The following is a 26,195-nucleotide window of genomic DNA, read 5'->3' as shown; positions in this document are numbered from 1 at the left end:
CTTTTTATTATTTTTATGAGGGAATGATAGACATTAACAAATAGCCAATGGATTTGTTTGACCACATTTAACGCCTTTTTCAAACAATATCTCAAAAACTACTTTAGTATATCACAAAAAGAACTTGATTTCTCAAGCTCTTTTCTTCTATTTATTCTGCTTTTAAAAGGGGTTCAAAGATTGATACCAGTCCAAAGAAAGCAATGAAGATCAGTGTGATGGTCGCACTTGCTGGCGTTTCCCAATAATAGGAAATGAAGATACCAGAGAGCATACCGACCAATCCAATACCAATGGCCCAAAAAATCACGGATTTGAAGGTTTGACCGATTTTCATGCCGATCGCTGCTGGAAGAATCATAATAGTAGAAACCAAGAGCGATCCTGCTGCTGGAATCATCAAAGCAATGGCTACTCCGGTTACGATATTGAAGAGGAGAGACATAAGACGTACTGGTAAGCCATCGACATGAGCAGTATCCTCGTCAAAGGTCAAAAGATACATAGGACGAATAAAGAATAAGGTCAAGACCAGTACAATCGCCGCAATCACAAAGAGGGCACGCACCTGTTCGGAGCTAATGGTGATAATAGATCCAAAGAGATAGCTATCTAAGCTCATGCTACTGCTACCCGCCTTGCTACTGATAATCAAGGCTACAGCCAAGCCCATAGACATAAGGATAGCCGTTGAAATCTCCATATAGTGCTTGTAACTAACCCTTAGATACTCTAGGACTAGAGCAGCAATCACCACAACCAGCAAGGTGGTCCAAGTAGTTGATTGCCCCAAGAAAATTCCCACAGCCACCCCAGCTAAAGAAACGTGACTCAAGGTATCACTCATCAAGCTCTGACGACGAAGAATCAAAAAGAGTCCCAAAATAGGTGAAAAGATACTGATAGCGATGACGGCGAGAATAGCACGCTGCATAAAATCATAGGTTAATAATTCACTAATCATGTTTGTGCCCCTCTCCATCTTTTTCATGGACGTTAAAACAACGCCAAGGCAATTTCTGATTACGAACCAGATGGATATTACGGTCCGTGTATTCCTTGACCTCTTCTGGGTCATGGGTAATCATCAAGACAGACTTACCATGCTTATGAGCTGAGTGGTGCATAAGTTCATAGAAGGTATTGGCTGTTCCTGCATCCATCCCTGTCGTTGGTTCATCCAAGACAAAAATATCTGGATCTGAAGCGAAAATACGAGCAATGACGGCACGTTGCTTTTGCCCACCTGAGAGATGTCCAATCTGCTTGTGACGATTTTCCCACATACCAACAGATTCTAGAGCACGTTGAACATGCTCTAAGTCATGTTTGTTCAAACGACGGAACCATCCCTGATGGGGGTAACGACCTGACTTGACAAACTCATAAACGGTACTTGGGAATCCTGCATTAAAGCTGGCAATTTGTTGTGGTAGATAGGCCATTCGAAGCTTCTTGCCATCTTTGTTAGTATCAGAAATCGTCACAGTCCCCTTCTTAGGTTTGAGAATACCCAGGGTTGCCTTGATAAGCGTTGATTTGGCAGCACCATTTTCCCCAGTCAAGGTCACAAACTCTCCAGAGTCCAAGTGATAGTGAATATTATCCAGAACGGGCTCCGCATCATACTGGAAGCTCAGTCCTTCAACTGTAATATAACGCATCTTATTCCTCGATTTTTTCTTCTAATTTCGTCAAGAAACGCCCTATAATCTGACGTTCTTTACTATCAAACTGCTCCAATACAGAGCGATAGACGCCTAACGTTTCTTGGTGGTGTTCCTCATGCTCCTGGGCAATGGGTTGAGCCTCTTGTGTCAGGACAAAGTAGGTCACCCGTCCATCATCCTTATCCTTCTTGGCCTCCAACATTCCTTCCTTGACCAAGGTCTTAACAGCCTTAGTAACAGCAGCCTGACTGACATTTAAGGTCTTTGCCAGCTCCGAATTGGTCTTGCGACCCTCAGCCAAAAGCATCAGAATATGTTCCTGAGTATTAGTCAATTTAACTTGACTACGGCACTGCCCAATAAGGAGCTCATGCTGATTTTCAGACTTGAGCACGATTTGATTAATCAATTGATTGACTTGTTCTTCTAGTTCTAGCATTGCTTTCTCCATTTACTTAACCAGTTAATTATATCGAAATTACAGAGGTTTTGCAAGGGAGGACGAAAAAAATGGAAAAACTCTATCAATACTATTAAGGAAGAATAGACGGAAAATAAAAACCTAACCAATCTGGTTAAGTTTTCATCATATAGAAGCTTATCGCAAAGTCGCAAAGATTTCTTCGACCTGAGCGACAGACTCAGCACGTGAGACTTCGCCACGAACCTTAGCTGCTCCTGCTGTTCCACGAAGATAGTGTGGTGCCAGACCACGGAATTCACGGACAGCAATCTTTTCACCTTTAAGGTCTACCAAACGTTTGAGGTGGTCTTCAGCGATGTCCAATTTCTTATCAAATGGAAGCTCTGGCAACTCCTCTCCTGTTTCGAAGAAGTGGTTGATTTGCGTGAAGATATAAGGATTGTTCATAGCTGCACGACCCACCATAACGGCATCTACACCAAGTTCTTCAATCATGAGTTTAGCGTCTTGAACGCTACGAACATCACCATTTCCGATAAATGGAATCTTAGTGATAGCCTTAGCAACACGAGCCAGAGTCTCATGATCACAGTGACCTGTGTACATCTGCTCACGGGTACGACCATGCATGGCAAGGGCAGAAACACCTGCGGACTCAGCTGCAAGAGCGTTTTCTACAGCCAAATCACTGTCTGACCAACCCGTACGCATCTTAACAGTCAAAGGAATATCAAGTACTGACGTTACTTCCTTGACAATGTGGTAAATCTTGTCTGGATCTTTGAGCCACTTGGCACCAGCTTCATTTTTGACGACCTTATTGACCGGACAACCCATGTTGATATCAACAATATCAGCCTTGGTATTGGTCTGAATAAAGTCTGCTGCTCGCTTCAAGCCTTCAGCATCACCACCGAAAAGCTGAATAGACATTGGATGTTCATTCTCATCGATATGAAGCATGTGGAGGGTCTTCTCATTATTGTAGAGGAGCCCTTTTTCAGAAATCATCTCCATAACCACAAGACCAGCACCAAACTCCTTGGCAATGGTACGGAAGGCCGAGTTGGTCACACCTGCCATCGGAGCTAGCACTGTACGATGAGGAATCTCCACATTCCCAATCATGAAGGACGAATTAAGTTTAGTCATTGATGAGTTCCTCCAAGTCAGCTTCTGAAAATTCATACTTGTTTTGGCAGAATTGGCAGACGATTTCAGCACCGTGATCTTCATCTTTAATAGCTTGAAGTTCATCCTTACCTAGACTCAAGAGAGCATTTTCAAAGCGTTCACGTGAGCAATCGCACTCAAAGCTAAGCTCCTCTTCAGACAAACGCTTGAAAGGCTCATCCCCATAGATAGCATGCAGAAGCGCTTCAATATGGTCATCAGATTCCAATAGTGTTGAAATGGCAGGCATTTCTTGGATACGTTTTTCATAACGAGCGATTTCTTCCTCGGTGGCTCCTGGCAAGACCTGAAGCATAAAGCCACCGGCAACCTTGACCTTGTCCTCCTCGTCGAGAAGAACATTAAGACCAACGGCAGACGGGGTTTGCTCAGACTCTGTTAAATAATAGGCAAAATCTTCACCAATTTCACCAGAAATAAGTGGTGTTGATGACGTGTAAGGATTACCAGTTCCATAATCGATGATTGAAACAAACTGACCTTGTCCCATGAAAGGACCGACTAAGACTTCACCGGTCGCTGTTTTCTTGATGTCTACACCTGGATTTTGGATGTAGCCCTTAACATGCCCCTTGGTATCGGCTACAGAAATGATATGTCCAAAAGAGCTGTTTCCAATAACCTTTACCGTAATCTTGCTATCACCTTTTTGGTTAGCAGCCAAGATTTGATTGGCAATAAGGGTACGCCCCAAAGCGACTGTTGATGATGATAATGTATTGTGTTTTTCTTGTGCGGTTCTAACTGTTTCAGTGCTATCAAGAACGTAAGCACGGAAAGAACCTGATTCTGAAATTGTTTTTATTAATTTATCCATAGTGACTCTATTATAACACAAAAAAGAGGGTGGAAAAGTCGTAAACGCTTGACGTCTCCTCTCCCACTCTCTCTAGCAAATTACCATGAAAATTCTGAAAGTTTAGCTTTCCAGTCCATTATTTGGCGATTATCAAGCTGATGTTTTTCCCTTATTAATGGCGGTAAATTCTCCAAATAATCAATATAAACACTCACCAAAAGCTTATAATCATTAGGCGTCAAACGTTTGAGTTGACTATGGACAAAATCAGTTGCCTGACGGTATTTGGAACGAAGCACCAAATCATCAATGTAGTCATTTCCACTAACCATTTGACCATTTTCATCTTCGACCTGACCCAAATCAATATCCAGACTCTCAAACTTAAAAACCTTACTGACGACGTTAGCTGTCCCACGAATCTGATTGAGCAACCAGTCGTTATTATACACTCCCATGTTAGTCCCCTTTCACTATTGCTGTATCACCTTTATTATACTGTTTTGCCTAGGTATTGTAAACGTTTGCTCACCTAAAAATAAAAAGGAGGCGACTAAGGAATCACCACCTTTTTACGGTTTAATTTGCCTTGGCTTCTTCTTTGTAATTTTTAGCCTCTGCTTCTGTAGCATAAACAAAATGTCCTGGTCGGATTTCATACATTTGTCTACTTTCTCCATCATTTTCAATAGAGGAATCGTAAATCAAATGTTGACGCTTACGCTCTCTTTCTGGATCTGGTTCTGGAATTGCAGATAATAAACTCTTCGTATAAGGATGAATCGGGTTATGATAAATCTCATCTGCAGGTCCTACTTCAAGGAGTTTACCCCAATGCATTACACCAATACGATCGGATATATATTTAACCATTGATAGGTCATGGGCAATAAACAAATATGTTAATCCCTGTTCATGTTGCAACTTCTGCATCAAATTAACCACCTGTGCTTGAATAGAGACATCCAAAGCAGAAATCGGTTCGTCTGCTACGATAAAATGAGGATTAACCGCTAAAGCACGCGCAATACCAATCCTTTGGCGTTGACCGCCAGAAAACTCATGAGGATATCTTGATAAGTGATCTTCATTTAATCCTACCAAATCAATGAGCTCTTTAACCTTGGCTTCACGTTCTTCTTTGGTTTTAGCCAATTTATGAATATCAATACCTTCAGCAATAATATCACGGATTTTCATGCGTCCATTAAGACTAGCTTGAGGATCTTGAAAAATCATCTGAGCTGTCTTACGGAATTCATGAAGGTCTTTCCCTTTTAAGCTTGATATGTCATTACCTGCAAAGGTAACAGTACCCGAATCAATATCATAAAGCTTTAAAATAGAACGCCCAATGGTTGTTTTACCTGAACCAGATTCACCAACTAGGCCAAAAATTTCACCCTCATAGATATCAAAGCTAACGTCATCAATCGCCTTAACTTCGTTTGATTTTCCTTTATTAAAAGTTAGAGACACATTTTTTAGTTCTACTAACTTCTTACGTTCTTGTGTCATCTTATTTCTCCTTCATCTTTGACCATTTTTCCCATCGTTTCAATATTGGTGAAGGAGGGGTTACTTTAGGAGCTCGTTCATCCAAGAGCCATGTTGCTGCAAAATGCGTATCTGATACCTTAAACATTGGCGGTTCTTCCTGATAATCAATATCTAAAGCAAAGGCATTTCGAGCAGCAAAGGCATCACCTTTAGGAGGATAAAGCAAATCTGGAGGAGTCCCTGGAATAGCTTCTAGGCTACCAGATTCTGTTTCTGTTGTAGGCATAGAGTTAAGAAGACCCCATGTGTATGGGTGTTGCGGATTGTAGAAAACCTCATCCACAGTCCCATATTCCACTATTTTACCAGCATACATTACCGCCACACGATCAGCCATCCCAGCAACAACACCCAAGTCATGTGTAATAAAAATAATGGATGAATCACGCTTTTCTTGGATTTTTTTCATCAGATGAAGAATTTGTGCTTGAATCGTAACATCTAAGGCAGTAGTAGGCTCATCAGCAATCAAAATTTCAGGATTTGCAGCTAGAGCAATGGCAATTACTGCTCTTTGACGCATTCCCCCTGACCATTGGTGAGGGTAGTCATTTATATGTTCTTCGGCATTAGGTATGCCAACATCTTTCATTAATTGTAAAGCCATATCTATGGCTTCTTTTTGAGATACCTTGGTATGAAGCATGATAGGCTCAGCAATTTGGCGCCCAATTTTCATAGTAGGGTCAAGACTGGTCATAGGATCCTGAAAAATCATAGCAATATCATTTCCACGAACCTTAACCCAATCTTCCTCCTTCAAGGTTTGCATATCACGCCCCTTAAAGGTAATGTCTCCAGTTACCTTAGCGTTTTTGTCTGATAGACCCATTAGCGTCCTTGTCGTTACAGACTTTCCTGAACCAGACTCACCAACAATCGCTAGTGTTTCACCTTTTTTCAAGTCAAAATTGACATCACGAATCGCTTTTACTTCTCCAGCGTAAGTATGAAAATTAACATGGAGATTTTTTACACTTAAAATCGTTTCTTTCATCATTATTACGCTCCTATTAGTTTTCTTTGTTAGATTTAGGGTCAAACGCATCACGCAAGCCGTCCCCTAAAAGAATGAAGGCAAGAGAGATAAAAACAAGAGCCAAGGCAGGAATAACCACCTGATAAGGGTAGTATTGAAGATTTTCAGAAGCATCTGTAATCAACGAACCTAAAGAAGCTGTTGGTGGCTTAACTCCCAAATTGATAGCTGACAGAACCGCTTCGTACATAATAGCACTTGGAACTGTCATCATAATTTGAACAATAATGATACCTGAAATATTTGGTAAAACATGTTTAAAAGCTATCTTGAATTTATTTTCACCCAAAGCACGTGAGGCTAAAACAAATTCACGTTCTCGGTAAGATAGGGTCAAATTACGTACTTGACGCGCCATGGACGTCCATCCGACTATGGCAATTGAGATAATGATTGACAACACACCACTACCCAAAAGAAGCCCTAACATCGTTACTATGACCAAGTTAGGGATAGATGAGATGACCTCAATAACACGTTGCATGAAGAGGTCAATCTTTCCACCTAAGAAACCTGACACCAGACCATAGGTCACTCCAATAATCAAATCAATTAAAGTAGCAACAATGGCAATTAAGAGAGAGATACGTATACCAACAATCACACGTTTCGCTAAGCTACGTCCCAGATTGTCAGTTCCCAAAATAAATTTATCGTCTTTTGGAACTGATTGATCAGAGTACACATCATTAGGCTCCGTATTACCTGAAAATACAATACTACCATTCCAGAATGGTAAGCTATCTGATAGTTTAGGTGGTAAATTACGATATGTCTTAACTTCATCACCATTAAAACTATTAGCATCCTTGGCATTAACAAAGAAATTTGAGCCAATTGAAAAGACCAGTAGAATGGCTAAAAACCAAAGGGATATGGTCGCCAATTTATTTTTTTTCAGACGTCTCCAAGCATCTTGTGTAAAAGAGAGAGTCGGTTTTTCAATTTTTTCTTGTGATTCAGTATTTCCAGCACCAACAAGTTTAAATAGTTGTTTTTCTTCCATGATACTCTCCTTACTTCAGACGGACACGTGGATCCACAAAACTAGTAATGATATCTGTCAATAGGATAGCTACCATAAGCATAACGGCATAAACGATAGTGGTTCCCATAATGACAGGATAATCTTTTGTTGGAATAGAGGTAACAAACTGTTGGCCAATTCCAGGAATTGAGAAAATCTGCTCTATGAGTGCTGAACCTGTTAAAATATTAGCAGCCATTGGACCGATTAAGGTAAGAACAGGAATCATTGAATTGCGATAAGCATGTCGATTACTAATTTGACGTGCTGTTAACCCTTTAGCCCTAGCTAGTTGAATATAATCAGTATTCATGGTTTCAATCATTTCACTACGGAAAAAACGGGTGACTTGAGCAAATACTGGAATAGCAAGAGCTAAAGTAGGTAAAATCGTTTGGCTAAATGAACCCCATCCAGATAAAGGAAGAACTCCCCACTTAAATCCAAGGTAATCCAAAAGCAAAAGACCAATAATGAATGAAGGTACTGAAATACCGAGTGTTGATAGCACGCTCAAGATATTATCAATCCAGTTATTTTTATTACGTGCTGACACTGCTCCTACAAAAAGACCAGACAATACCCCAACGACAAGGGCTTGAATACCCAGTTGCGCTGAAACTGCCAAACGCTGACTAATCATCATGCTAACAGGCTGATTTGCAGACTGATAACTTGTTCCTAAATCACCGTGCAGGACATTCCATAGATATTGCAAATACTGTTGCCATACTGGCTTATCTAAGCCATATTGCTTATTCATAACCGCAATCATATCATTCGTTAATTTGGGATTATTGAATGGTGATCCCGGCATAACTTGCATTAGGAAGAAAGATAGAGTGACAACCACCCATAGGGTAACTAGCAAAATAGCTATCCTTTTCAATAAATATTTCGTCATAAAATTTCCTTTATGTAACAACGAAAGAAGCTGGGACTAAAGCCGCCAGCTTCTTAGTTCATTTTGCGATAAACGTACATACAGTAGCTGATGAATGTTCTACTTTACTCTGTCATTATAATGATAGCAACTATTTATCTTTATAAGCATAGGTGAAGTCAACATCAAGACCAGTTGAGTTACGTACAAGTCCTTTGATTGAAGGATTTTGCAAGCCTTTTGTAAATCGGAAGTAAATCGGATTATACATCGCTTCATCATAAAGTGCTTTTTCAGCAGCTTTATAATCATTTGCAGCGGCTGTTGGATCTAATGCATCAGTCGAAATAGCTTTTTCATAGGCTGCATCGTATGTAGAGCTATTTGCCTTACCATAGTTATAAGCGGAATTTGAAGTGAACAAGCCATAGAATGTTGATCCTTCTGGATAGTCACCACCCCAAGAGACAAGAGCAACATCAAAGTTTTGATTCTTAGTATCTTCAAGACGTTGTTTAAATGTCACAAATTTTTCTTCAACAGTCAAACCAGGAAGAGCTTTTTCCCAAGTTTCTTTAATGTAATCAACTGCAGCTTTAGAAACAGGTGAATCTGAATCTGCTGTAATTGTCAATTTCAAGTCACTTAAACCAGCTTCAGCAAGACCTTCTTTGAAGAGCTTAGCTGCTTCTTCCTTGTTATAGCTATAGCCAGGTGCCACATATTTAGATAAATCAGTACCATCAGGTAATTTTTCCAATCCAGTAGGTGCAAGACTAGTTGCTGGGACTGAACCTGTATCAACCGCAGCTTCGACAATACCTTTACGGTCAGTAGCAAGGTTGAGAGCTTGACGGATTTTAAGATTATCTAGACCTTTAACTTTACCAGTTTCATTATAGGTCATATAACTTGTTGTTGCTTCTGGAACTGTAACAACATCTTTGTTCTTTTTATTTGAATTAAAGATTGCTGACGTACTTGAAATGCTTGCAAAGTCAAGTTGACCTTGTTTATACATTTGGACGGCTGTATCAGGTTTTTTAACCGTTTGAATATTGATTGTCTTTGTTTTAACGTGCTTAGCATCCCAATAATTGTCATTTTTGACAAGTTTGAAGCTACCGCTTGTACCATTCCAATTTTCAACTTTAAAAGGTCCAGAATAAATTTGTTTATCAGACTTCGTTCCGTATTGTTTTCCAGTCTTTTCTACAAATTCCTTATGTTGTGGAACAAAGTTTGAGAATGACAAAAGACTCTTGAATTGTGGAGAAGGATTTGACAAAGTAAAGATAACTTTATTTCCTTCAGCCTTAACACCCAATTCATCAACGCTCTTCTTACCAGCAATAATGTCTGCAGCATTAACAAGGTGAGAATCTGAAGCAAGGTAAGCATACTCAGAAGCTGTAGCAGGATCAACCATACGTTGCCAAGTATAGACAAAGTCCTCAGCAGTAAGCTTAGTACCATCTGAATACTTCAAGTCATCTCTAAGAGTCGCTGTATAAGTCAAACCATCAGCTGATACATCAACCTTTTTAGCCAAATCAGGTTGCAACTTCCCATCTTTATCAACACGAAGCAAGTTACTTTCTGAGTTCCCAAGCGCCAAGGCTGAATAGTGATCTGTATTTTTAGAAATATCAAGGGTCAATATTTCAGTAGGGGTGTACCAGTTAATTTCATCTTTACTTGAGGTTGATTTTGAGCCACAAGCAGCAAGAAGTGTTGCAGAAGCTAAAGCAATTACTCCAACAGCTACAATACTCTTAAAGTTACGTTTCTTAATCATAATTATAAGAAACCTCCTCCAATAAAAAATTTACTTTCGTGTATAATTATACCTCAAAATAAGCTAAAGTAAAGACGTAATTCTTAATAATTCGACAATTCAGTCATTTTTGTCTTTAAAAAGACTCGAAATATCCCAAAAATGATGCATTTATAGCTCTTGCTTCACTATACATAGGCGATTTACAATCAATGCCAACAACAATGCCAACAAAAAAAGGCTAAGATGCATATCTTAACCTTTTTTGTTTTAAACTAAATTCTCAGTTTACTCTGTATTTATACACAAGCTTACTTCTTACCCAACTGATCCTTCCATTTCATAACTAATCAAGCGGTTAAGCTCAACAGCATATTCCATTGGAAGCTCTTTGGTAAATGGTTCTACAAATCCCATGACAATCATTTCAGTAGCTTCTTGTTCGGAAAGACCACGACTCATGAGATAGTAGAGTTGCTCTTCAGAAATTTTAGAAACTTTGGCTTCGTGTTCCAAAGCCACTTGCGAGTTGTGAATTTCATTAAATGGAATCGTATCTGACTTAGATAAATCATCCATCAAGATCGTGTCACATTCAATGTGGGAACCAGATTTTTTAGAGTCCTTATTGAAAGTTACTTGGCCACGATAGTCAACCTTACCACCATTACGGGCGATTGATTTAGAGACAATAGATGATGATGTATGTGGCGCATTATGGATCATCTTAGCTCCTGTGTCCTGGTGCTGACCAGCATTGGCAAAGGCGATAGAAAGCATAGTCCCACGCGCACCTTCACCATCTAGGTAAACTGATGGGTACTTCATTGTTTTCTTAGCACCAAGATTACCGTCAATCCACTCAACAGTCGCATTTTTCTTAGCAGTAGCACGTTTGGTTACCAAATTATAGACGCTATCTGACCAGTTTTGAATGGTTGAATAACGCATATAGGCTCCTTCAAGCGCAAAGATTTCAACGATAGCCGCATGAAGGCTGGCTGAAGTATAGGTTGGTGCCGTACAGCCTTCCACATAGTGAACGCTGGCCCCTTCATCAACGATGATGAGTGTGCGTTCAAACTGAGCCGTAGCTTCATTATTGATACGGAAGTAGGTTTGAAGTGGGATATCTACCTTAACACCTTTTGGCACATAAATAAAGGTACCGCCTGACCAGAAGGCTGAGTTAAGGGCCGCAAATTTGTTATCTGTTGGAGGAACCAGTTTTGAGAAGTACTTCTTGAAGAGTTCTGGGTACTCTTTAAGAGCTGAGTCTGTATCCGTAAAGATGATTCCCAACTTATCGTACTCTTCTTTCATATTGTGGTAAACCACTTCTGATTCATACTGAGCCGAAGCCCCTGCTAGGTAAGCACGTTCAGCTTCGGGGATACCAATACGTTCAAAGGTTTCCTTGATTTTTTCAGGAACATCTTCCCAGTCACGAGCAGGTCTGTCTGACGCTTTTTGGAAATAGGTCAAGTCATCAAAGTCGATTTCAGAAAGGTCTGGTCCCCACTCTTGCATAGGCATTTTGTTAAAGGTTTCCAATGATTTCAAGCGGAATTCAAGCATCCACTCAGGTTCCCCTTTTTCAGCAGACATGGCACGAACCACGTCTTCACTGATTCCTTTTCCTGTTGAAAAGACTGGTGTCACATCATCATGGAAACCGTATTTATATTCCCCAAGATCAATGGGTTTTGGTTCTACTTTTTCATTTGTTTCAGTCATAGTATTTTCCTTTTTAAAGGGTTGATTAGTTTTCTTATTTTAAAGCTCGCTTCTCTCTATAGCCTTTTTGAGAGCATTCCAAGAGAGGGTTGCACATTTGATACGTTGTGGAAATTTGGAAACTCCTGCCAAGAGCTTAGCTTCACCTAATTTATCTGTATTGATGTCATGTTCTCCTTGAATCATGAGCGAGAAAATTTCCGCCAGTTCTAAAGCTTCTGCCTTAGTCTTACCAATAACAGCATCCGTCATCATACTTGATGAGGCTGTCGAAATGGTACAACCATCGCCAGCAAAGGCAATGTCTTCAATCACGTCCCCATCAAATTTGACTGACAGATTGATAACATCTCCACAAGTCGGATTATTCAGTTGAAGTTGCTCCACATCAGGCAAAACACCATAATGGTGAGGGCTCTTAGAGTGGTCGGCCACAACAGCCATATATAAACTATCTAGTCTAGAGAGTGCCATTGAAAAACTCCTTCGTCGCAAGAATTGCCTCCACAAGCTTGTCACAATCCTCTTTGGTATTGTAAACATAGAAGCTTGCACGGGCAGCTGATGAAATACCTAAATGAGTGATCAACGGCTGGGCACAGTGGTGACCTGCGCGCACGGCCACCCCTTCATAATCAAGGGCAGTCGCCACATCATGGGGATGAAGTCCATCAATATTAAAGGCAATAACACCAGTATGTTGATTAGGATCTTCTGGGCCATAAACCGTCAAACCTTCAATTGCTTGAAGCTTAGGCAAAACATAGTCAACCAATTCTTGCTCGTAAGCATGAACATTTTCCATACCCAGGTTAGTGAGGTAGTCCACAGCAGCACCAAGAGCAATAGCTCCTGCAATATTAGGTGTCCCAGCCTCGAATTTCCAAGGCAGTTCCTTCCAAGTAGCTTCTTGTTCGTAGACGAAATCAATCATCTCACCACCAAACTCAATAGGATTCATCTGGTTGAGAATTTCTTCCTTGCCATAAAGCACACCAATTCCTGTTGGACCTAACATCTTGTGCCCAGAAAGGGCAAAGAAATCACAATCCAAATCTTGAACATCAATGGTCATGTGAGGGGCAGATTGGGCACCATCCACAACCATATAAGCCCCAACTTGATGGGCTAGCTGGGCAATCTCCTTAACAGGATTGATACAACCTAGAACGTTAGAAACCTGAGCCAGACTTACAAATTTTGTCTTTTCTGTAATCTTGTTGGTCAAGTCTTCCATATCCAACTGACCGTCTTTTAAGTAGGCATAGACAAGCTTAGCACCCGTCTTCTTACAAGCTTCTTGCCAAGGAATGACATTGGAGTGGTGCTCCATAATGGAAATAAGCACTTCGTCTCCTGGTTCAAGAACCTGCTCCGCAAAACGACCAACCCAGTTAAGACCGGTTGTCGTTCCACGTGTAAAGAGAACTTCTTTAGTTGTTTTCGCATTGATAAACTGACGTAACTTTTCACGACTAGCTTCGTAAGCAGCTGTTGCACGCTCTGCCAAGGTATGCACGCCACGGTGAACATTGGCATTATCCTCATGATAATAGGCCATAAGGGCGTCTAGAACTACTTGAGGTTTCTGAGTCGTCGCTGCATTATCCAAGTACACCAAGGGCTCATCATTAACTACTTGATCTAAAATGGCAAAATCTTGTCGAATCTTATAGGCATCTAAAGTTGACATCTTATCTCCCTATCTAGATATATCATAAGTTAGACTATCTGTGTCGATAGTTCCTAACGTTTGTTTAGTTTGGTATCTGTTACAGAAATCATCTCGTCACGCACTTCTTTAACTGGGATTTCAGTGATAACTGCTCCCAAGAAGCCACGAATAACCAAACGTTCTGCAGTGTCTTGATCAAGTCCACGACTCATGAGGTAGTACATATCCTCTGGATCCACCTGACCGATTGAAGCGGCATGTCCTGCTGTAACTTCATTTTCATCAATCAAAAGGATTGGGTTAGCGTCTGAACGGGCCTTGTCTGAAAGCATGAGCACACGGCTTTCTTGTTGCGCATCAGCACCCTTAGCACCTTTGACAATGTGACCAATACCATTGAAAGTCAAGGTACCACGTTCTAAGATAACCCCATGTTGTAGGATATGACCCACAGAGTTGTTACCATAGTTAGTCACACGAGTATCAATCCCTTGAACCTGACGGCCAGATGAAAGTCCGATAACCTTAAGATTAGCATGGCTACCATCACCAATCAAGTCACTATCAAAGTCTGCAATGACATTACCCTCGTTCATAATACCAAGAGCCCAATCAAGACTCGCATCACGACCGATACGTCCTCGACGACTGATATAGGTTGTCACATTTTCACCCAAACGGTCAATGGCCGCAAACTTAACTTGGGCACCGTCTTGAGCAATAACTTCTACAGAAATATTAGCACTGGCTTTTTCAGTCGCTTCACCTAGGGTTTCAAAACGTTCAAGGTAAGTCAATTTACTGTTTTTACCAGCTATAATTAAAATGTGTTTGTTAAACGGAACATTTGAAATCCCATCTTGGTAGAAATAGCCCTCAACTGGCAAATCAACTTCGACATTATCTGGCACGTAAAGGACCGCTGCACTATTGAAGTAGGCATAGTTATAAGCTGCCAATTTGTCCTCATCATAGGCTACGGCCTTACCAAAGAAGGCTTCAACGACTTCTGGGATTTCCTCAAGAGCAGTTGTAAGGTCTGTGAAGACCACACCTTGGCTAATCAAGTCAGCTGGCAATTGTTCAAGAACAGTATTTGTTCCTACTTGAACCAATTTAGGGTTGTTTCCGAGCGCTGTAAAATCAGGCACATTGGCTGATGGTTCATTTTCAGTAAGCGTGCCATCACCGAGATTCCAACGATGGAATTTTACACGCTCAATTCTTGGAAGATCCAAGCTTTCAAGCTTATCAAAGGCTGCTTGACGAAGGTCTTGCAACCAGAGTGGCTCTGCTTTTGCTTGAGAAAAAGCGATAATAGATTCTTTTGACATAGGTTACTCCTTTTCTAGTTATTTCGAGTAACTGACTTAAGCTTCTTCGTGGTACTCGTAGCCGAGCTCTTCAGCGATTTTCGCATACCCTTCTTGCTCAAGACGAGCAGCCAATTCAGGACCGCCTGAAAGAACCACTTTCCCTTCCATCATCACGTGTACCACATCTGGAGTGATGTAGTTCAAGAGACGTTGGTAGTGAGTGATAATCATGGCACCAAAACCTTCACCACGCATGGCATTAACCCCTTTTGAAACTACTTTAAGGGCATCAATATCAAGACCTGAGTCAATTTCATCAAGAAGGGCAAATTTAGGTTCCAACATGAGCAATTGAAGAATTTCGTTACGTTTCTTCTCACCACCTGAGAAACCTTCATTAAGGTAACGCTCAGCCATTTCTTCACGCATACCAAGTAATTCCATTTTCTCATCCAATTTAGTGATGAAATCAAGGACAGAAATCTTATCCTCATCTTCTTTACCAGCGTTCATAGCCGCACGGATGAACTCAGCATTCGTAATCCCTGGAATTTCAGCTGGGTATTGCATGGCAAGGAAAAGACCGAGACGTGCACGTTCGTCAACTTCCAAGTCAAGGATGCTTTCACCATCAAAAAGGATGTCACCTTCTGTAACCTCATAGTTTGGATTACCCATGATAGCAGCTGAGAGGGTAGATTTACCTGTTCCGTTAGGACCCATGATGGCAGCAATCTCACCCGTTTTAAGGGTCAAATTGAGACCCTTCAAGATTTCCTTATCTTCAACAGAAACATGAAGATTTTTGATTTCAAGTACAGACATTGTATACTCCTTTTTCATATATACAGCGAGACTTAGCTCGCAAAATACCATTATTTTTGAAAACAGCATTGCTATTTTCTGGAAAATAGGAAACAAATTCCATCTTCCTTAATTAGAATCATTATAACAAAAAAGCCATTACTTGGCTTTTCAAATGTTTATTTTTTCGTTCTTGCTTCCATTTCAACATGGTCGCTTGACGATAGTCGCTATTCCCGATAAATTTCAAGAGATTAAAGAGTGGTGTCCGACCAACGCCCCAAATCTCAAGCCCTTCAATCAGAATTTCCATTCCCAATATCAAGCTTAACAGTAAGAGAATACCACCTAGACGGCTAGAAACATTGAGCAAGAGGGCAATCAATGAAAATAGGATAGCGATAGCATAGACTACTAGAACAGCTCCTCGATGAGTGAACCCCATAGCTAAAAGTCGGTGGTGTAAGTGCATCTTGTCAGCTTCCATAGCTGGACGCCCAGACAACTTACGACGGACAATGGCCACCACCGTATCTACAATCGGTACCCCAAGGATAATAACTGGCGATAAAATCGCTACAGCCGTTGCATTTTTCAAACCCTGAAGCGATAAGACACCAATCATAAAACCAATAAAGAGAGCCCCCGTATCACCGAGATAAATAATAGCAGGGTGATAGTTATAAGGGAAAAAGCCAACAATAGCCGCCACCAAGACAAAGATGGTCATGGTCAAGAAAATATCAGTATCATAGAGGAAGAAATAAGAAATTACCCCCATCGTCATAAGGGAAATGATGGAAACTCCTCCGACCAAACCGTCCAAACCATCAATCAGATTAATAGCATTGGTGATGGCAGTAATCCATAATACCGTTAAAATCAAGGTCAATACTGGCCCAAAATAAATCATAGGACCACCAAAAGGAATCTTAAAGCTATCAAATCGGAAGTCCGTAAAAGCCCACACGACGATTGCTCCGGTCATAATACCAATCATCTTAGGCAGAGGCTTTAATTCTAGAATATCATCAATAAAGCCTGTCAATGCGACGATAGCCCCCCCCACGACAACGGGTAGAATGTACCTAATATATGAAATATGCCAGATTTCCTTATGGATGACCATGGGCATGAACACCAAGGTTGATAATACAAAAGACAACAAAATGGCTAAACCACCTGCACTAGGCATTGGTTTTTTATTAATACGTCTAGCATTTGGATTGTCAACGGCTCCGACACGAAAGGCCAAAGAGCGAACTATAGGGGTCGTCACAACAGCGATTAAAAAAGCCCCAATCAAGACAAAAATATAGTTAATTGTCCAAGGCATATCTTAGCTCCATTTCGTTGCTTGTAATACCGGTAAGGCGTCCTCTTCCATCAAGATTATTGCATGCTCTTGTAGGTAGGCACGTGTGCGATCTGCCACATTTGCATATTCAAGGAAACGCGCATACATATTGTTCGCGTAGTAATCAGGCTCATCGGCCAAGTAAAGAAGGATTGTCATATAGTAGACATCGCCAAGTTTATAAAGCTCAGAACCTTCTACAGGCACATCCTTCAAGCCTTGCGTAAAGGTCACCACTTGATCAAAATCAGAGAAAGCCAAGACGTAGTGGGTATAATCTTCACGAATGTTTTCCTCAGCTTCTTCTTTGCTAGGTTCTGTCATTGACTTATCAACTTCTTCCAAAGTCTTTTCGAGTTCTTCAAGCTTATGGTGAGCCTCAATATCTCCCTTATCCATGAAGTTTCCTTCAAGAGCCTTTAGGAACTCTTCTGGAGAAAGGCCAGAGTACTCATCCATGTCAGACAAATCGTTGAAGTCAAGTTCTTCCTTAATATCTGATTTGGTTACGAAAACATCCACACGGTCCTTGCGTGGCGTGACACGAAAGCTCAGCATTCCGCTATTTTTAAAGTTATCTGGCAAGTCCAACTCATCCATAACAGTGTAGAAAAATTCCTCTGTTTTTTCCTGGGGAATCAAGAAATCTTTCAACTCCATACCATGCTCTTCAAGATCTTCCATGGTAATCATGATTTTTAGAGTTGTCTCGCTTATTTGTTTCATTTCCATATGTAAAAACCTCGCACGAGTAGTTATTTCATTATACTAGAAAAGCCAAGAGATAGCAATTTCTGAGCAAGTTTAGATCTTATTTTAAGAGGCTTTTCTAAAAATTCTCTAATGCTAGCAAAGACCTGAATTTCCCTTTTTATAGCCGTCATATATCCTAGAAAGGAGTATAATAAAAACGGATATATAGTTGGAGGTGATGACCATGACTACTTATAAAAAAGGATGGCTTCGAGCTAGCATTGCTGGAGGAATAACGAGTTTTTTGACGCTTTTTCTCTACTTATCCGGGCAACCTCATCAAGTAAACAAATCTACCTTTCTTACAGGACTAATCATTGCCATCATACTGGCAACTGCCCCCATTTACGACGATAACCGTTTATCGCTCAGACAACAATCACTCCTTCACTTCTCAATCATGTGTGTTACCATCCTTCCAATTCTATGTTTCTCTGGATGGTATCCCTTGCATAATGTCGTGGACTTCTTGAAAATCCTAGCGAGTTTCTTAACCTGCGGACTGGTCCTTTGGACACTAGCTTATCTCATCTTTGGAAAACTCCTCAGCAAATAGACCTTAAACTATATGGAAGGTACGTTTTTAACTTTCTTCCCCAATTGTTCATAACAGTTACTACTTCATAGACGGAGAGGATTAGAATTATTGAGATAGAAAGTTTTGGCTATATACTACCCTAGCTAATAAAAACAATAGAAAGAGCACACAACCAGTTGATGTGATACAATACAACTAATTAAAGTTGCAGGGAGAATAAAGCAATGAAAAAAGCCATGTTAATTATTAATCCAACCTCAGGTGGAGAAAAGGCGCTAGATTATAAAGCAAATATAGAAAATAAAGCTAGGGAATATTTTGACGATGTTGAAACTAAAATCACACAAAAATCTAAAGATGCTACCCACTTTGCTGAGAGGGCGTCTAAGGAAAAGTATGAAGCGGTGATAGTTTTTGGTGGGGATGGTACGGTAAACGAAGTCATTTCAGGAATCGCTGAAAAAGATTACATTCCAAGACTTGGCATCATTCCTGGAGGAACTGGTAATTTAATCACAAAATTACTGGAAATAAATCAAGATATTGACAAAGCCATTGAAGAACTTGATTTCAATTGCACGAATACCATTGACATTGGAAAAGCTAATCAAAATTATTTCGGCTATATTTTTAGTATAGGATCTTTGCCGGAAGCCATCCATAATGTTGGAATAGAAGATAAAACTAAATATGGAATCTTCGCATATGCAGTCAATACAATGAAGTCTGTCATAAAAGACGAAGTATTTAATATTCTTATTGAAACCGAAAATGGCAATTATAAGGGAGAAGCAAGTCAAGTATTAGTACTCTTATCTAACTATTACGCTGACAAAAAACTATTTGATGAAAACAAAGACGGCTATGGAAATATCTTGATTTTGAAAGATGCGTCCATTCTCTCTAAGCTATCTACTATTCCAGATTTGTTAAAAGGGGAAGTCGTTGAGAACGCTAATATTGAATATATCAAAGCAAAAACGATAAAAATATCTTCAGATATCGCCTTGGAATCAGATGTTGATGGTGATAAATCTGATAACTTGCCAGTGGACATTAAAATACTTGGAAATCACATTGAAGTTTATTCCGTTCCGAAAAAATAGGCCTTTTCTAAGTGTATAGAAAATAAACATCCCGAAAGATAGCCTTACTAAGGATGTGACCGATAAAAAAGAGATGCAATACGGTGTAGTGAAAATAAAAAAACGAGGAACCTGCTCTGATTTTTTGAGAGATTCCTCGTTTTTTACTTGCTTATTACCTTGAGACTCCTTGATTGTGATCTCTTTGTCAAGTTGCTTATATTATCCAAAAATAAGTTTGATCGCTCCATAGAGAAGCACGATAATACCAAGTACAATACGGTATTTTCCGAAAACCGTGAAGTCATGTTTCTTAATATAGTTCATCAAGAAGCGAATGACAAACAAGCTGACAACAAAGGCTGTTACACTAGCTACAAGGAGAATGGCTACTTGTCCTCCAGTCAATGTATTCCCATCAATAAAGTACTTAACTGCCTTAAGACCACTGTAACCAAACATGGTTGGAATACCAAGGAAGAAAGTGAAATCAGCGGCTACGCTACGGCTAGTACCAACGATGATACCCCCAAGAATAGTAGCACCTGAACGGCTTGTCCCTGGGATGATACTCAAAACTTGGAAAAGACCGATATAGAAAGCTGTCTTGTAAGACATTCGTGCCAAATCGGTTACCTTAGGTTCAACACGTCGATTACGGTCCTCAATCCAAATAAAGGCAATCCCGTAAACCACCAACATGATGGCTACAACAAGGAAATTACTGAGGTGAGCTTCCATCCAATCATCCAAAAAGAGTCCAATGAAAGCTGAAGGGATACAAGCAATGACTACCTTAAGCCAAAGTTGCCAAGTCAATTGCACTTCACGTGCTGTCTTACCAGGTTGGAAGGGATTCAAACGTTTAAAGTAGATGACCATAACCGCCAGAATAGCACCAAGTTGGATTACGATATTAAACATATCGATGAAGGCTTTACTTTGTCTCAAGTTCAAGAATTCATTAACCAAAATCAAGTGACCTGTTGACGAAATAGGCAACCACTCAGTGACTCCTTCAACAACCCCTAGAAAAACCGCTTTTAGTAATTCAATAATATACTGTGCCGTTTGCATAATTCTCTCCGTTTTAAAATGTTAGTCTTATCACACTAATAGTGAGTAAGGCTCTAAATTGTCCTTCCCATTATATCAAATTAGCAACTGTATTTAAAGACAATCCTGATATACAGTTTTTTCTAGTCTTAACTTATTGTCATCAGTCCTAATTTCCTGTAAAATAGTAAGGAATGACATTTTTATAGGAGACATTGTTTCAATGAAAAAAATTATTGTAGCCTGCTTTGCAGCGCTTCTCCTCGTTTTTGGTGGGGTATCAAGCGCTCAAGCAGACGAGTATCTCCGTGTCGGGATGGAGGCTGCCTACGCACCTTTTAACTGGACACAGGACGATAACTCAAATGGAGCTGTTCCAATCGAAGGAACAAAACAGTATGCCAACGGTTATGACGTGCAAATCGCTAAAAAAATCGCTGAAGCTCAAGGTAAGAAACCTTTAGTCGTCAAAACGGCCTGGACCGGTCTCATCCCTGCCCTCACATCTAGTAAGATTGATATGATTGTTGCAGGTATGAGTACAACTGCTGAACGCCGTAAAGAAATCAACTTCTCAGATAGCTACTATACGAGTGAACCTGTAGTTGTGGTCGATGCAAAAGGTAAGTATGCCAATGCAAAAACGATTGACGATTTCAAGGGGGCCAAGATTACTGCCCAACAGGGAAACTACTTGGTAGACCTAATCACACAAATTCCAAATGTTGATAAACAAACACCCATGAGTGACTTTGGTGCCATGCGTCAAGCGCTATCTTCTGGCATTATTGATGGTTATATCTCTGAGAGACCTGAAGCACTTACAGCTGAGGCAGCTAGCTCAACTTACAAGATGATAGCTCTCAAAAAAGGTGACGGATTCAAGGTCTCTAACGACGACATTTCGATTGCCGTTGGTCTTCGTAAGGACGATACAGAAACACTCACTCAAGTTAATAAGGTCCTTGCCACTATTAGTCAAGATGACCGAGCTAAACTCATGAACCACATCATTAGTATTCAGCCTGCTGAAAAACATGATGAAACAAAGAAGACTAGCTTCTTTAGCCAAATGGCAACTATTCTAAGTAAAAACTGGCCACAATTCTTACGTGGTACAGGAATTACCCTTCTTATCTCAATTATCGGTACAGTTGTGGGTACTTTCATCGGTCTTATGATCGGTGTTTACCGCACAGCTCCTAAAGCTGCTAATAAATTTGTAGCCTTGCTCCAAAAACTCTTCGGTTGGGTTCTTAATGTCTATATCGAAGTTTTCCGTGGCACTCCTATGATTGTACAATCTATGGTTATCTACTACGGTACTGCCCAAGCCTTTGGTATCAATATTGACCGCACCCTAGCCGCTGTTATTATCGTTTCTATTAATACCGGTGCCTACATGAGTGAAATCGTTCGTGGTGGTATCTTCGCAGTAGACAAGGGACAATTCGAAGCCGCAACTGCTCTTGGTTTCTCTCACGGTCAAACCATGCGTAAGATTGTTCTTCCACAGGTTATCCGTAACATCTTGCCAGCCACTGGTAATGAATTCGTTATCAACATCAAGGATACTTCTGTTTTGAACGTTATCTCCGTTGTCGAACTTTACTTCGCTGGTAATACTGTGGCAACACAAACTTACCAATACTTCCAAACATTCTTTGTTATCGCAGCCATCTACTTTGTCCTTACCTTTACAGTGACACGTGTCCTACGTTACGTAGAACGCCGCTTTGACCAAGATACATACACACAAGGAGGGGCTCACTAATGACTGAGACGATTTTAGAAATCAAAAACCTCAAAAAATCATACGGACAAAATGAAGTCCTCAAAGATATCTCCCTCAGTGTTAAAGAAGGGGAAGTTATCTCAATTATTGGTTCGTCAGGTTCAGGTAAATCAACCTTCCTTCGCTCCATTAACTTGCTTGAGTCACCTTCAGGCGGTGAGATTCTCTTCCATGGAGAAAATGTTCTTGAAAAGGGCTATAATCTTACTGCTTATCGTGAAAAGCTAGGAATGGTGTTCCAATCCTTCAACCTCTTTGAAAACCTCAACGTTTTAGAAAATGCCATCGTGGCTCAAACAACTGTTCTCAAACGTGATCGCAAAGAAGCTGAAAGCATCGCCAAGGCAAACTTGGAGAAAGTTGGCATGGGTGAACAATACTGGAAAGCTAAACCAAAACAACTTTCAGGGGGACAAAAACAGCGTGTTGCTATCGCTCGCGCCCTCTCTGTAAATCCAGAAGCCATCCTATTTGACGAACCTACCTCAGCCCTAGACCCAGAAATGGTTGGGGAAGTTCTCAAGACCATGCAGGAACTGTCTCAAACTGGTTTAACCATGATTATCGTAACCCATGAAATGGAGTTCGCACGTGACGTTTCAGACCGTGTCATTTTCATGGATCAGGGTGTTATCGCTGAACAAGGGAGTCCAGAACAACTCTTTGAAAATCCTAAAGAAGAACGTACCAAGGAATTCCTCAAACGTTTCTTGGGTTAAAAACGAAAAAGTTAAGGTTTCGACCTTAACTTTTTTTAGATTCTCAAATATATAAAAAAAACGGCAGATGCCGTTTTTTTGTCTATGATTAGTTACGACGTGTACGTCTGTCAACAAAACCAAGGAAGGCCAAGATGGTCATAAAGAAACCTACAAGGCTAAGTCCTGCTGCAGCTGACTCACCTGTTGCTGGCAAGCTATCTGCTTCTTGTACAGGAGCTTGTTTCTCAGCTTTGGTTTGAACATAACTTACAGGAATTTGATCTACTGTTTGAGCTGCCTTTTCTTGTGTTGTGAAAGCGACAACCTTACCATCTGCATCATAAACAGGTACTGGTGTAAGACCTTTAGATGTGACGTCCGCAAACTCTTTAGCCAATTCTGTTTGACGTTCTTTGTCCGCCTTAGCTTTCATATAGTTATCAAAGACAGTTTGAAGAGTCGTATAGTCGCTTGTTAATTTATCACGTTTAGCTGACAATTCAACAAGTTTCGCACGCTCAGCTGAAAGAACACCTTTCGCCGCAGTCAATTTATCGAAGGCTGTTGCACGTTCTGCCTTAGCCTTAGCTAGATTACCTGAAGCATTCGTAAGGGCTGCTACACGGTTCTTAGCAGCTGTCAAAGCTTGGTTTGCTTGTGTCAAGGCTGCTTGTTTCTTAGCAGTGTCTTGTTTAGCAGCGTTATAAGCATTTGTCAAACGTTGCAAGGTCGCAGAGCTTGTTGCAAGATTAGCTTTAGCTGTTTGAAGCTCAGCTTGTTTTTCATCAAGAGCTGCTTGAGCTTTGCTGAGAGCTGCTGCTTTTTCTTGTGCATTAGCATTAAGGTTGGCAACAGTAGCGTTAGCCTTTTCCAATTCCGATTTGGCTGTTGCAAGGGCTGCTTGTTTTTCAGAAAGGTTAGTCTGAGCTGCTGCTAACTTACTTGCTGAAGCTTTAAGAGTAGCGAGTTCTGTTTGTGTATTATTAAGTTTAAGAGTCGCAGACTCAGAGGCTGCTTTCTTGCTTGCTAGATCACTTTGTGCTTGATCGTTAGCTTGTTTAGCAGCTTCATATGCTTGCTTAGTAGCTGTTTGGTTTGAGCTTGGGGCTGGTTGAGATTGGTTAGTCTCATATGGATTAGGAATCTTAGTTGTATCAAAGTCACTATCAGGACCAGTAGAGTTTTTATTCACATTGTTAACGTGAACGTTAAAGGCACCTGCAACGACACTGACATCTGTACCAAGGTAAGTTTCGCCTCCATCTGCTAGAAGCCCTGCAATAGAACGAGCGTGGTTCCACTCTCTACCATTAAACATGAAGTCAAGCATAGCTTCAAATACATATTTCTTAAGGTCATTAAGAGTGAACGGACCTGTCAAACCTTGCCATGTGTTGAGGTTTTCACCAATACTTACACTATGGAAAGACTTACCAGCACGGTCAAGAGCTGCACCATCATGTTGGTTATTACGGATAGATTCCCAACCCCAGTTGTCAGCAACATAACCATCTGTAACACGGTCTGCTGCCAATACACTACCTTTAGATACAGATGTTTGAGTTGTACCAAAGGCTGTACGGATTTGGTTAACCAAACTTGAAGCATACAATGACAAATCTGTAATTTGAGCTTCACTAAGATTGTTCAAATCACTGATTGTCACATTTTTATCTGCTTCATTATCTTGGTAGCTATTGTTACTACGATCACGTTTGTTAACGTTCTTCAAAGTCTGTTCAGCTTGTGCTTTTTCTGCTGCTGTAGCTGTTTTTGACTCATATGTCTTAAGAGCATTGACATACTCTGACGATACTGTGAATCTTTGGCGAGCATTGGCTGTAGTAGCTGTTGAAGCTTCTGCTTTTTTCTTAGCTACTTCAGCGGCTGCAAGAGCGGCTGCTTTTTCATTGGCTACTGTTTGGGCATTTTCATAAGCTGCTTTAGCTTGGTTAGCTGCATTTTGATCTGCAGTCAATTGCCCTTCTTTAGCTGCAATAGCAGTTGCCTTTTCTTTATCAGCTGCCTGAGCGGCTGCCAATTCTTCTTGGGCTTTCTTCTCAGCTACCGTTGCTGCATCAAATACAGTCTGTGCTTTAGCCTGATTAGAGGCTGCATCAGCAGCACTAGAACCATTAAGAGCAGCTTTAGCGGCATCAACTGATTTTTGAGCATTGGCAACTTCTGTTGCTTTAGCATTGACCTTAGCTTGGTCTGCATTTACCGCAGCTTGTTGCTTGTCTGCTGCAGCTTTAGCAGATTTTTCTGCTGATTGAGCACTAGAAACTGCTGACTTAGCGTCATTGGCTGCTTTTTCAGCTGTAGTTACTTGACCTTGAGCAGCTGCAATAGCTTCTGGACTTGCCTCATTGGCTGCTGTTTGCGCCTGTTGCAAGTTGGCATCTGCTGTCGCTAGGTTTGCTTGCGCCTGGTTAACAGTCGCTTCGTTATTAGCAACTACTGATGCTTGTTGTGATACTGCTTGATTAGCAGTGTTAGCTTGTTCTCTAGCCGTTTCGACTTGGGCTTGAGTTGGGACAGCTTGTGTAGCTGTCGATGATACTGATGCTGTTGTTGAGGCTTGATCGTTTGTCGTTACCTCATCAGCTTTAGCAACTGTGGCAGAAACCGCAAGAGCTGCAATTCCGGCTGTCGCCAAAACCTTTTTATTCATAAGACGAACTCCTTTTTATGTTAAAAATTCACTACTATATAATAACATTTTAATAATATTGAAACAAGATGTTGACTCCTAATTTTTAAAATTTAATTGTTTTATAAGCTTTCACAGCTTGTTTACAAAAAATATTAAATTGTTAGTCAAAAGTAGAAATGCTGTTTCAAAGTCCTTTTTTAGTCTTTGAATTTGCCTTATCTATTTATTTTACCAAATTTTCGTTACAGTTTCTTAACTTTCTTTAAACGATTTTTTGATATAATGTGTACTCATCACATGCAAAAGGAGGCTTACGATGGCAAAAGGATTAAAATCATTGGGTGACATC

At 40.5% G+C, this 26,195-nt stretch carries 24 protein-coding genes; 4 read left to right on the top strand and 20 right to left on the bottom strand.

Going from position 1 to position 26,195, the window contains the following annotated elements:
• Positions 1–151 precede the first annotated feature (151 nt).
• The 18 genes from HSISS3_RS00815 to mecA all read right to left on the bottom strand — a co-directional run bounded on the left by HSISS3_RS00815 (position 152) and on the right by mecA (position 17,994).
• Positions 152–964, bottom strand: a complete 813-nt coding sequence (locus HSISS3_RS00815; protein WP_021151370.1) for a metal ABC transporter permease — start codon at positions 962–964, stop codon at positions 152–154.
• Complete coding sequence (locus HSISS3_RS00810; RefSeq protein WP_004183815.1) at positions 957–1,664, bottom strand: metal ABC transporter ATP-binding protein; 708 nt, start codon at positions 1,662–1,664, stop codon at positions 957–959. The genes HSISS3_RS00815 and HSISS3_RS00810 overlap by 8 nt, the downstream gene beginning before the upstream one ends.
• Position 1,665: 1 nt before the next feature.
• The gene (locus HSISS3_RS00805) at positions 1,666–2,109 is read right to left on the bottom strand and encodes a zinc-dependent MarR family transcriptional regulator (RefSeq protein ID WP_021144930.1); all 444 of its coding nucleotides are present in this window, start codon (positions 2,107–2,109) and stop codon (positions 1,666–1,668) included.
• Positions 2,110–2,268: 159 nt separating this feature from the next.
• Positions 2,269–3,246 (bottom strand): tRNA dihydrouridine synthase DusB, encoded by a 978-nt coding sequence (gene dusB, locus HSISS3_RS00800; RefSeq protein ID WP_002883588.1) that lies wholly within the window; start codon positions 3,244–3,246, stop codon positions 2,269–2,271.
• Positions 3,239–4,105, bottom strand: coding sequence for an Hsp33 family molecular chaperone HslO (gene hslO / locus HSISS3_RS00795; protein WP_021151369.1), 867 nt, complete (start codon positions 4,103–4,105; stop codon positions 3,239–3,241). Before hslO ends, dusB begins: the two co-directional genes overlap by 8 nt.
• An 80-nt stretch (positions 4,106–4,185) precedes the next feature.
• Positions 4,186–4,545, bottom strand: coding sequence for a hypothetical protein (locus HSISS3_RS00790; protein WP_021151368.1), 360 nt, complete (start codon positions 4,543–4,545; stop codon positions 4,186–4,188).
• 121 nt (positions 4,546–4,666) lie between these two features.
• A complete protein-coding gene (locus HSISS3_RS00785) occupies positions 4,667–5,605 on the bottom strand; it encodes an ABC transporter ATP-binding protein (protein WP_008535734.1) in 939 nt (312 codons plus the stop codon).
• Position 5,606: 1 nt separating this feature from the next.
• Complete coding sequence (locus HSISS3_RS00780) at positions 5,607–6,647, bottom strand: ABC transporter ATP-binding protein (protein ID WP_021151367.1); 1,041 nt, start codon at positions 6,645–6,647, stop codon at positions 5,607–5,609.
• Positions 6,648–6,660: 13 nt separating this feature from the next.
• Positions 6,661–7,695: an ABC transporter permease gene (locus tag HSISS3_RS00775; RefSeq protein ID WP_037609338.1), complete on the bottom strand. Its 1,035-nt coding sequence runs from the start codon at positions 7,693–7,695 to the stop codon at positions 6,661–6,663.
• 7 nt (positions 7,696–7,702) lie between these two features.
• Entirely contained in the window at positions 7,703–8,617 is a 915-nt protein-coding gene (locus HSISS3_RS00770) for an ABC transporter permease (RefSeq protein ID WP_004183834.1), read from the bottom strand.
• Between the two features lie 130 nt (positions 8,618–8,747).
• Positions 8,748–10,394 carry a peptide ABC transporter substrate-binding protein gene (locus tag HSISS3_RS00765; RefSeq protein WP_021151366.1) on the bottom strand — a complete coding sequence of 549 codons (1,647 nt, stop codon included), beginning with the start codon at positions 10,392–10,394 and terminating at the stop codon, positions 8,748–8,750.
• A gap of 297 nt (positions 10,395–10,691) precedes the next feature.
• The gene (gene sufB, locus HSISS3_RS00760) at positions 10,692–12,110 is read right to left on the bottom strand and encodes a Fe-S cluster assembly protein SufB (RefSeq protein ID WP_004183836.1); all 1,419 of its coding nucleotides are present in this window, start codon (positions 12,108–12,110) and stop codon (positions 10,692–10,694) included.
• Between the two features lie 39 nt (positions 12,111–12,149).
• Positions 12,150–12,584 carry a Fe-S cluster assembly sulfur transfer protein SufU gene (gene sufU / locus HSISS3_RS00755; RefSeq protein WP_021144924.1) on the bottom strand — a complete coding sequence of 145 codons (435 nt, stop codon included), beginning with the start codon at positions 12,582–12,584 and terminating at the stop codon, positions 12,150–12,152.
• Positions 12,571–13,803, bottom strand: a complete 1,233-nt coding sequence (locus HSISS3_RS00750; RefSeq protein WP_008535728.1) for a cysteine desulfurase — start codon at positions 13,801–13,803, stop codon at positions 12,571–12,573. Before HSISS3_RS00750 ends, sufU begins: the two co-directional genes overlap by 14 nt.
• A 53-nt stretch (positions 13,804–13,856) precedes the next feature.
• A complete protein-coding gene (gene sufD, locus HSISS3_RS00745; protein WP_021144923.1) occupies positions 13,857–15,119 on the bottom strand; it encodes a Fe-S cluster assembly protein SufD in 1,263 nt (420 codons plus the stop codon).
• A 36-nt stretch (positions 15,120–15,155) separates the two neighbouring features.
• Complete coding sequence (gene sufC, locus HSISS3_RS00740; protein ID WP_021144922.1) at positions 15,156–15,926, bottom strand: Fe-S cluster assembly ATPase SufC; 771 nt, start codon at positions 15,924–15,926, stop codon at positions 15,156–15,158.
• A gap of 121 nt (positions 15,927–16,047) precedes the next feature.
• A complete protein-coding gene (locus tag HSISS3_RS00735; protein WP_021151365.1) occupies positions 16,048–17,241 on the bottom strand; it encodes a glycosyltransferase family 4 protein in 1,194 nt (397 codons plus the stop codon).
• 3 nt (positions 17,242–17,244) lie between these two features.
• The gene (gene mecA / locus HSISS3_RS00730) at positions 17,245–17,994 is read right to left on the bottom strand and encodes an adaptor protein MecA (protein WP_021151364.1); all 750 of its coding nucleotides are present in this window, start codon (positions 17,992–17,994) and stop codon (positions 17,245–17,247) included.
• Between the two features lie 205 nt (positions 17,995–18,199).
• Between mecA and HSISS3_RS00725 the strand changes: the two genes are divergently transcribed.
• Complete coding sequence (locus tag HSISS3_RS00725; protein ID WP_042772030.1) at positions 18,200–18,571, top strand: DUF3021 family protein; 372 nt, start codon at positions 18,200–18,202, stop codon at positions 18,569–18,571.
• Positions 18,572–18,777: 206 nt separating this feature from the next.
• The gene (locus HSISS3_RS00720; RefSeq protein WP_021151363.1) at positions 18,778–19,659 is read left to right on the top strand and encodes a diacylglycerol/lipid kinase family protein; all 882 of its coding nucleotides are present in this window, start codon (positions 18,778–18,780) and stop codon (positions 19,657–19,659) included.
• Between the two features lie 201 nt (positions 19,660–19,860).
• On the opposite strand, the gene HSISS3_RS00715 is transcribed toward HSISS3_RS00720, so the two are convergent.
• Entirely contained in the window at positions 19,861–20,715 is an 855-nt protein-coding gene (locus HSISS3_RS00715; protein ID WP_008535722.1) for an undecaprenyl-diphosphate phosphatase, read from the bottom strand.
• 202 nt (positions 20,716–20,917) lie between these two features.
• Here HSISS3_RS00715 and HSISS3_RS00710 point away from each other — a divergent pair, with 202 nt between their 5' ends.
• Entirely contained in the window at positions 20,918–22,468 is a 1,551-nt protein-coding gene (locus HSISS3_RS00710; protein ID WP_021144918.1) for an ABC transporter substrate-binding protein/permease, read from the top strand.
• Complete coding sequence (locus tag HSISS3_RS00705) at positions 22,468–23,208, top strand: amino acid ABC transporter ATP-binding protein (protein WP_008535720.1); 741 nt, start codon at positions 22,468–22,470, stop codon at positions 23,206–23,208. Before HSISS3_RS00710 ends, HSISS3_RS00705 begins: the two co-directional genes overlap by 1 nt.
• A gap of 88 nt (positions 23,209–23,296) precedes the next feature.
• On the opposite strand, the gene HSISS3_RS00700 is transcribed toward HSISS3_RS00705, so the two are convergent.
• Positions 23,297–25,864 (bottom strand): SEC10/PgrA surface exclusion domain-containing protein, encoded by a 2,568-nt coding sequence (locus HSISS3_RS00700; RefSeq protein WP_021151362.1) that lies wholly within the window; start codon positions 25,862–25,864, stop codon positions 23,297–23,299.
• Positions 25,865–26,195: the final 331 nt, after the last annotated feature.

It is taken from the genome of Streptococcus sp. HSISS3 (assembly GCF_000448605.1).
Lineage (GTDB): Bacteria > Bacillota > Bacilli > Lactobacillales > Streptococcaceae > Streptococcus > Streptococcus raffinosi.
This window is presented reverse-complemented; position numbering and strand designations above follow the sequence as displayed.

Excerpts from the sequence above, each read along its gene's own strand:
- HSISS3_RS00815 (WP_021151370.1), bottom strand. The coding sequence starts at position 964 with ATGATTAGTGAATTATTAACCTATGATTTTATGCAGCGTGCTATTCTC.
- HSISS3_RS00810 (WP_004183815.1), bottom strand. The coding sequence starts at position 1,664 with ATGCGTTATATTACAGTTGAAGGACTGAGCTTCCAGTATGATGCGGAG.
- HSISS3_RS00805 (WP_021144930.1), bottom strand. The coding sequence starts at position 2,109 with ATGCTAGAACTAGAAGAACAAGTCAATCAATTGATTAATCAAATCGTG.
- dusB (WP_002883588.1), bottom strand. The coding sequence starts at position 3,246 with ATGACTAAACTTAATTCGTCCTTCATGATTGGGAATGTGGAGATTCCT.
- hslO (WP_021151369.1), bottom strand. The coding sequence starts at position 4,105 with ATGGATAAATTAATAAAAACAATTTCAGAATCAGGTTCTTTCCGTGCT.
- HSISS3_RS00790 (WP_021151368.1), bottom strand. The coding sequence starts at position 4,545 with ATGGGAGTGTATAATAACGACTGGTTGCTCAATCAGATTCGTGGGACA.
- HSISS3_RS00785 (WP_008535734.1), bottom strand. The coding sequence starts at position 5,605 with ATGACACAAGAACGTAAGAAGTTAGTAGAACTAAAAAATGTGTCTCTA.
- HSISS3_RS00780 (WP_021151367.1), bottom strand. The coding sequence starts at position 6,647 with ATGATGAAAGAAACGATTTTAAGTGTAAAAAATCTCCATGTTAATTTT.
- HSISS3_RS00770 (WP_004183834.1), bottom strand. The coding sequence starts at position 8,617 with ATGACGAAATATTTATTGAAAAGGATAGCTATTTTGCTAGTTACCCTA.
- HSISS3_RS00765 (WP_021151366.1), bottom strand. The coding sequence starts at position 10,394 with ATGATTAAGAAACGTAACTTTAAGAGTATTGTAGCTGTTGGAGTAATT.
- sufB (WP_004183836.1), bottom strand. The coding sequence starts at position 12,110 with ATGACTGAAACAAATGAAAAAGTAGAACCAAAACCCATTGATCTTGGG.
- sufU (WP_021144924.1), bottom strand. The coding sequence starts at position 12,584 with ATGGCACTCTCTAGACTAGATAGTTTATATATGGCTGTTGTGGCCGAC.
- HSISS3_RS00750 (WP_008535728.1), bottom strand. The coding sequence starts at position 13,803 with ATGTCAACTTTAGATGCCTATAAGATTCGACAAGATTTTGCCATTTTA.
- sufD (WP_021144923.1), bottom strand. The coding sequence starts at position 15,119 with ATGTCAAAAGAATCTATTATCGCTTTTTCTCAAGCAAAAGCAGAGCCA.
- sufC (WP_021144922.1), bottom strand. The coding sequence starts at position 15,926 with ATGTCTGTACTTGAAATCAAAAATCTTCATGTTTCTGTTGAAGATAAG.
- HSISS3_RS00735 (WP_021151365.1), bottom strand. The coding sequence starts at position 17,241 with ATGCCTTGGACAATTAACTATATTTTTGTCTTGATTGGGGCTTTTTTA.
- mecA (WP_021151364.1), bottom strand. The coding sequence starts at position 17,994 with ATGGAAATGAAACAAATAAGCGAGACAACTCTAAAAATCATGATTACC.
- HSISS3_RS00725 (WP_042772030.1), top strand. The coding sequence starts at position 18,200 with ATGACTACTTATAAAAAAGGATGGCTTCGAGCTAGCATTGCTGGAGGA.
- HSISS3_RS00720 (WP_021151363.1), top strand. The coding sequence starts at position 18,778 with ATGAAAAAAGCCATGTTAATTATTAATCCAACCTCAGGTGGAGAAAAG.
- HSISS3_RS00715 (WP_008535722.1), bottom strand. The coding sequence starts at position 20,715 with ATGCAAACGGCACAGTATATTATTGAATTACTAAAAGCGGTTTTTCTA.
- HSISS3_RS00710 (WP_021144918.1), top strand. The coding sequence starts at position 20,918 with ATGAAAAAAATTATTGTAGCCTGCTTTGCAGCGCTTCTCCTCGTTTTT.
- HSISS3_RS00705 (WP_008535720.1), top strand. The coding sequence starts at position 22,468 with ATGACTGAGACGATTTTAGAAATCAAAAACCTCAAAAAATCATACGGA.
- HSISS3_RS00700 (WP_021151362.1), bottom strand. The coding sequence starts at position 25,864 with ATGAATAAAAAGGTTTTGGCGACAGCCGGAATTGCAGCTCTTGCGGTT.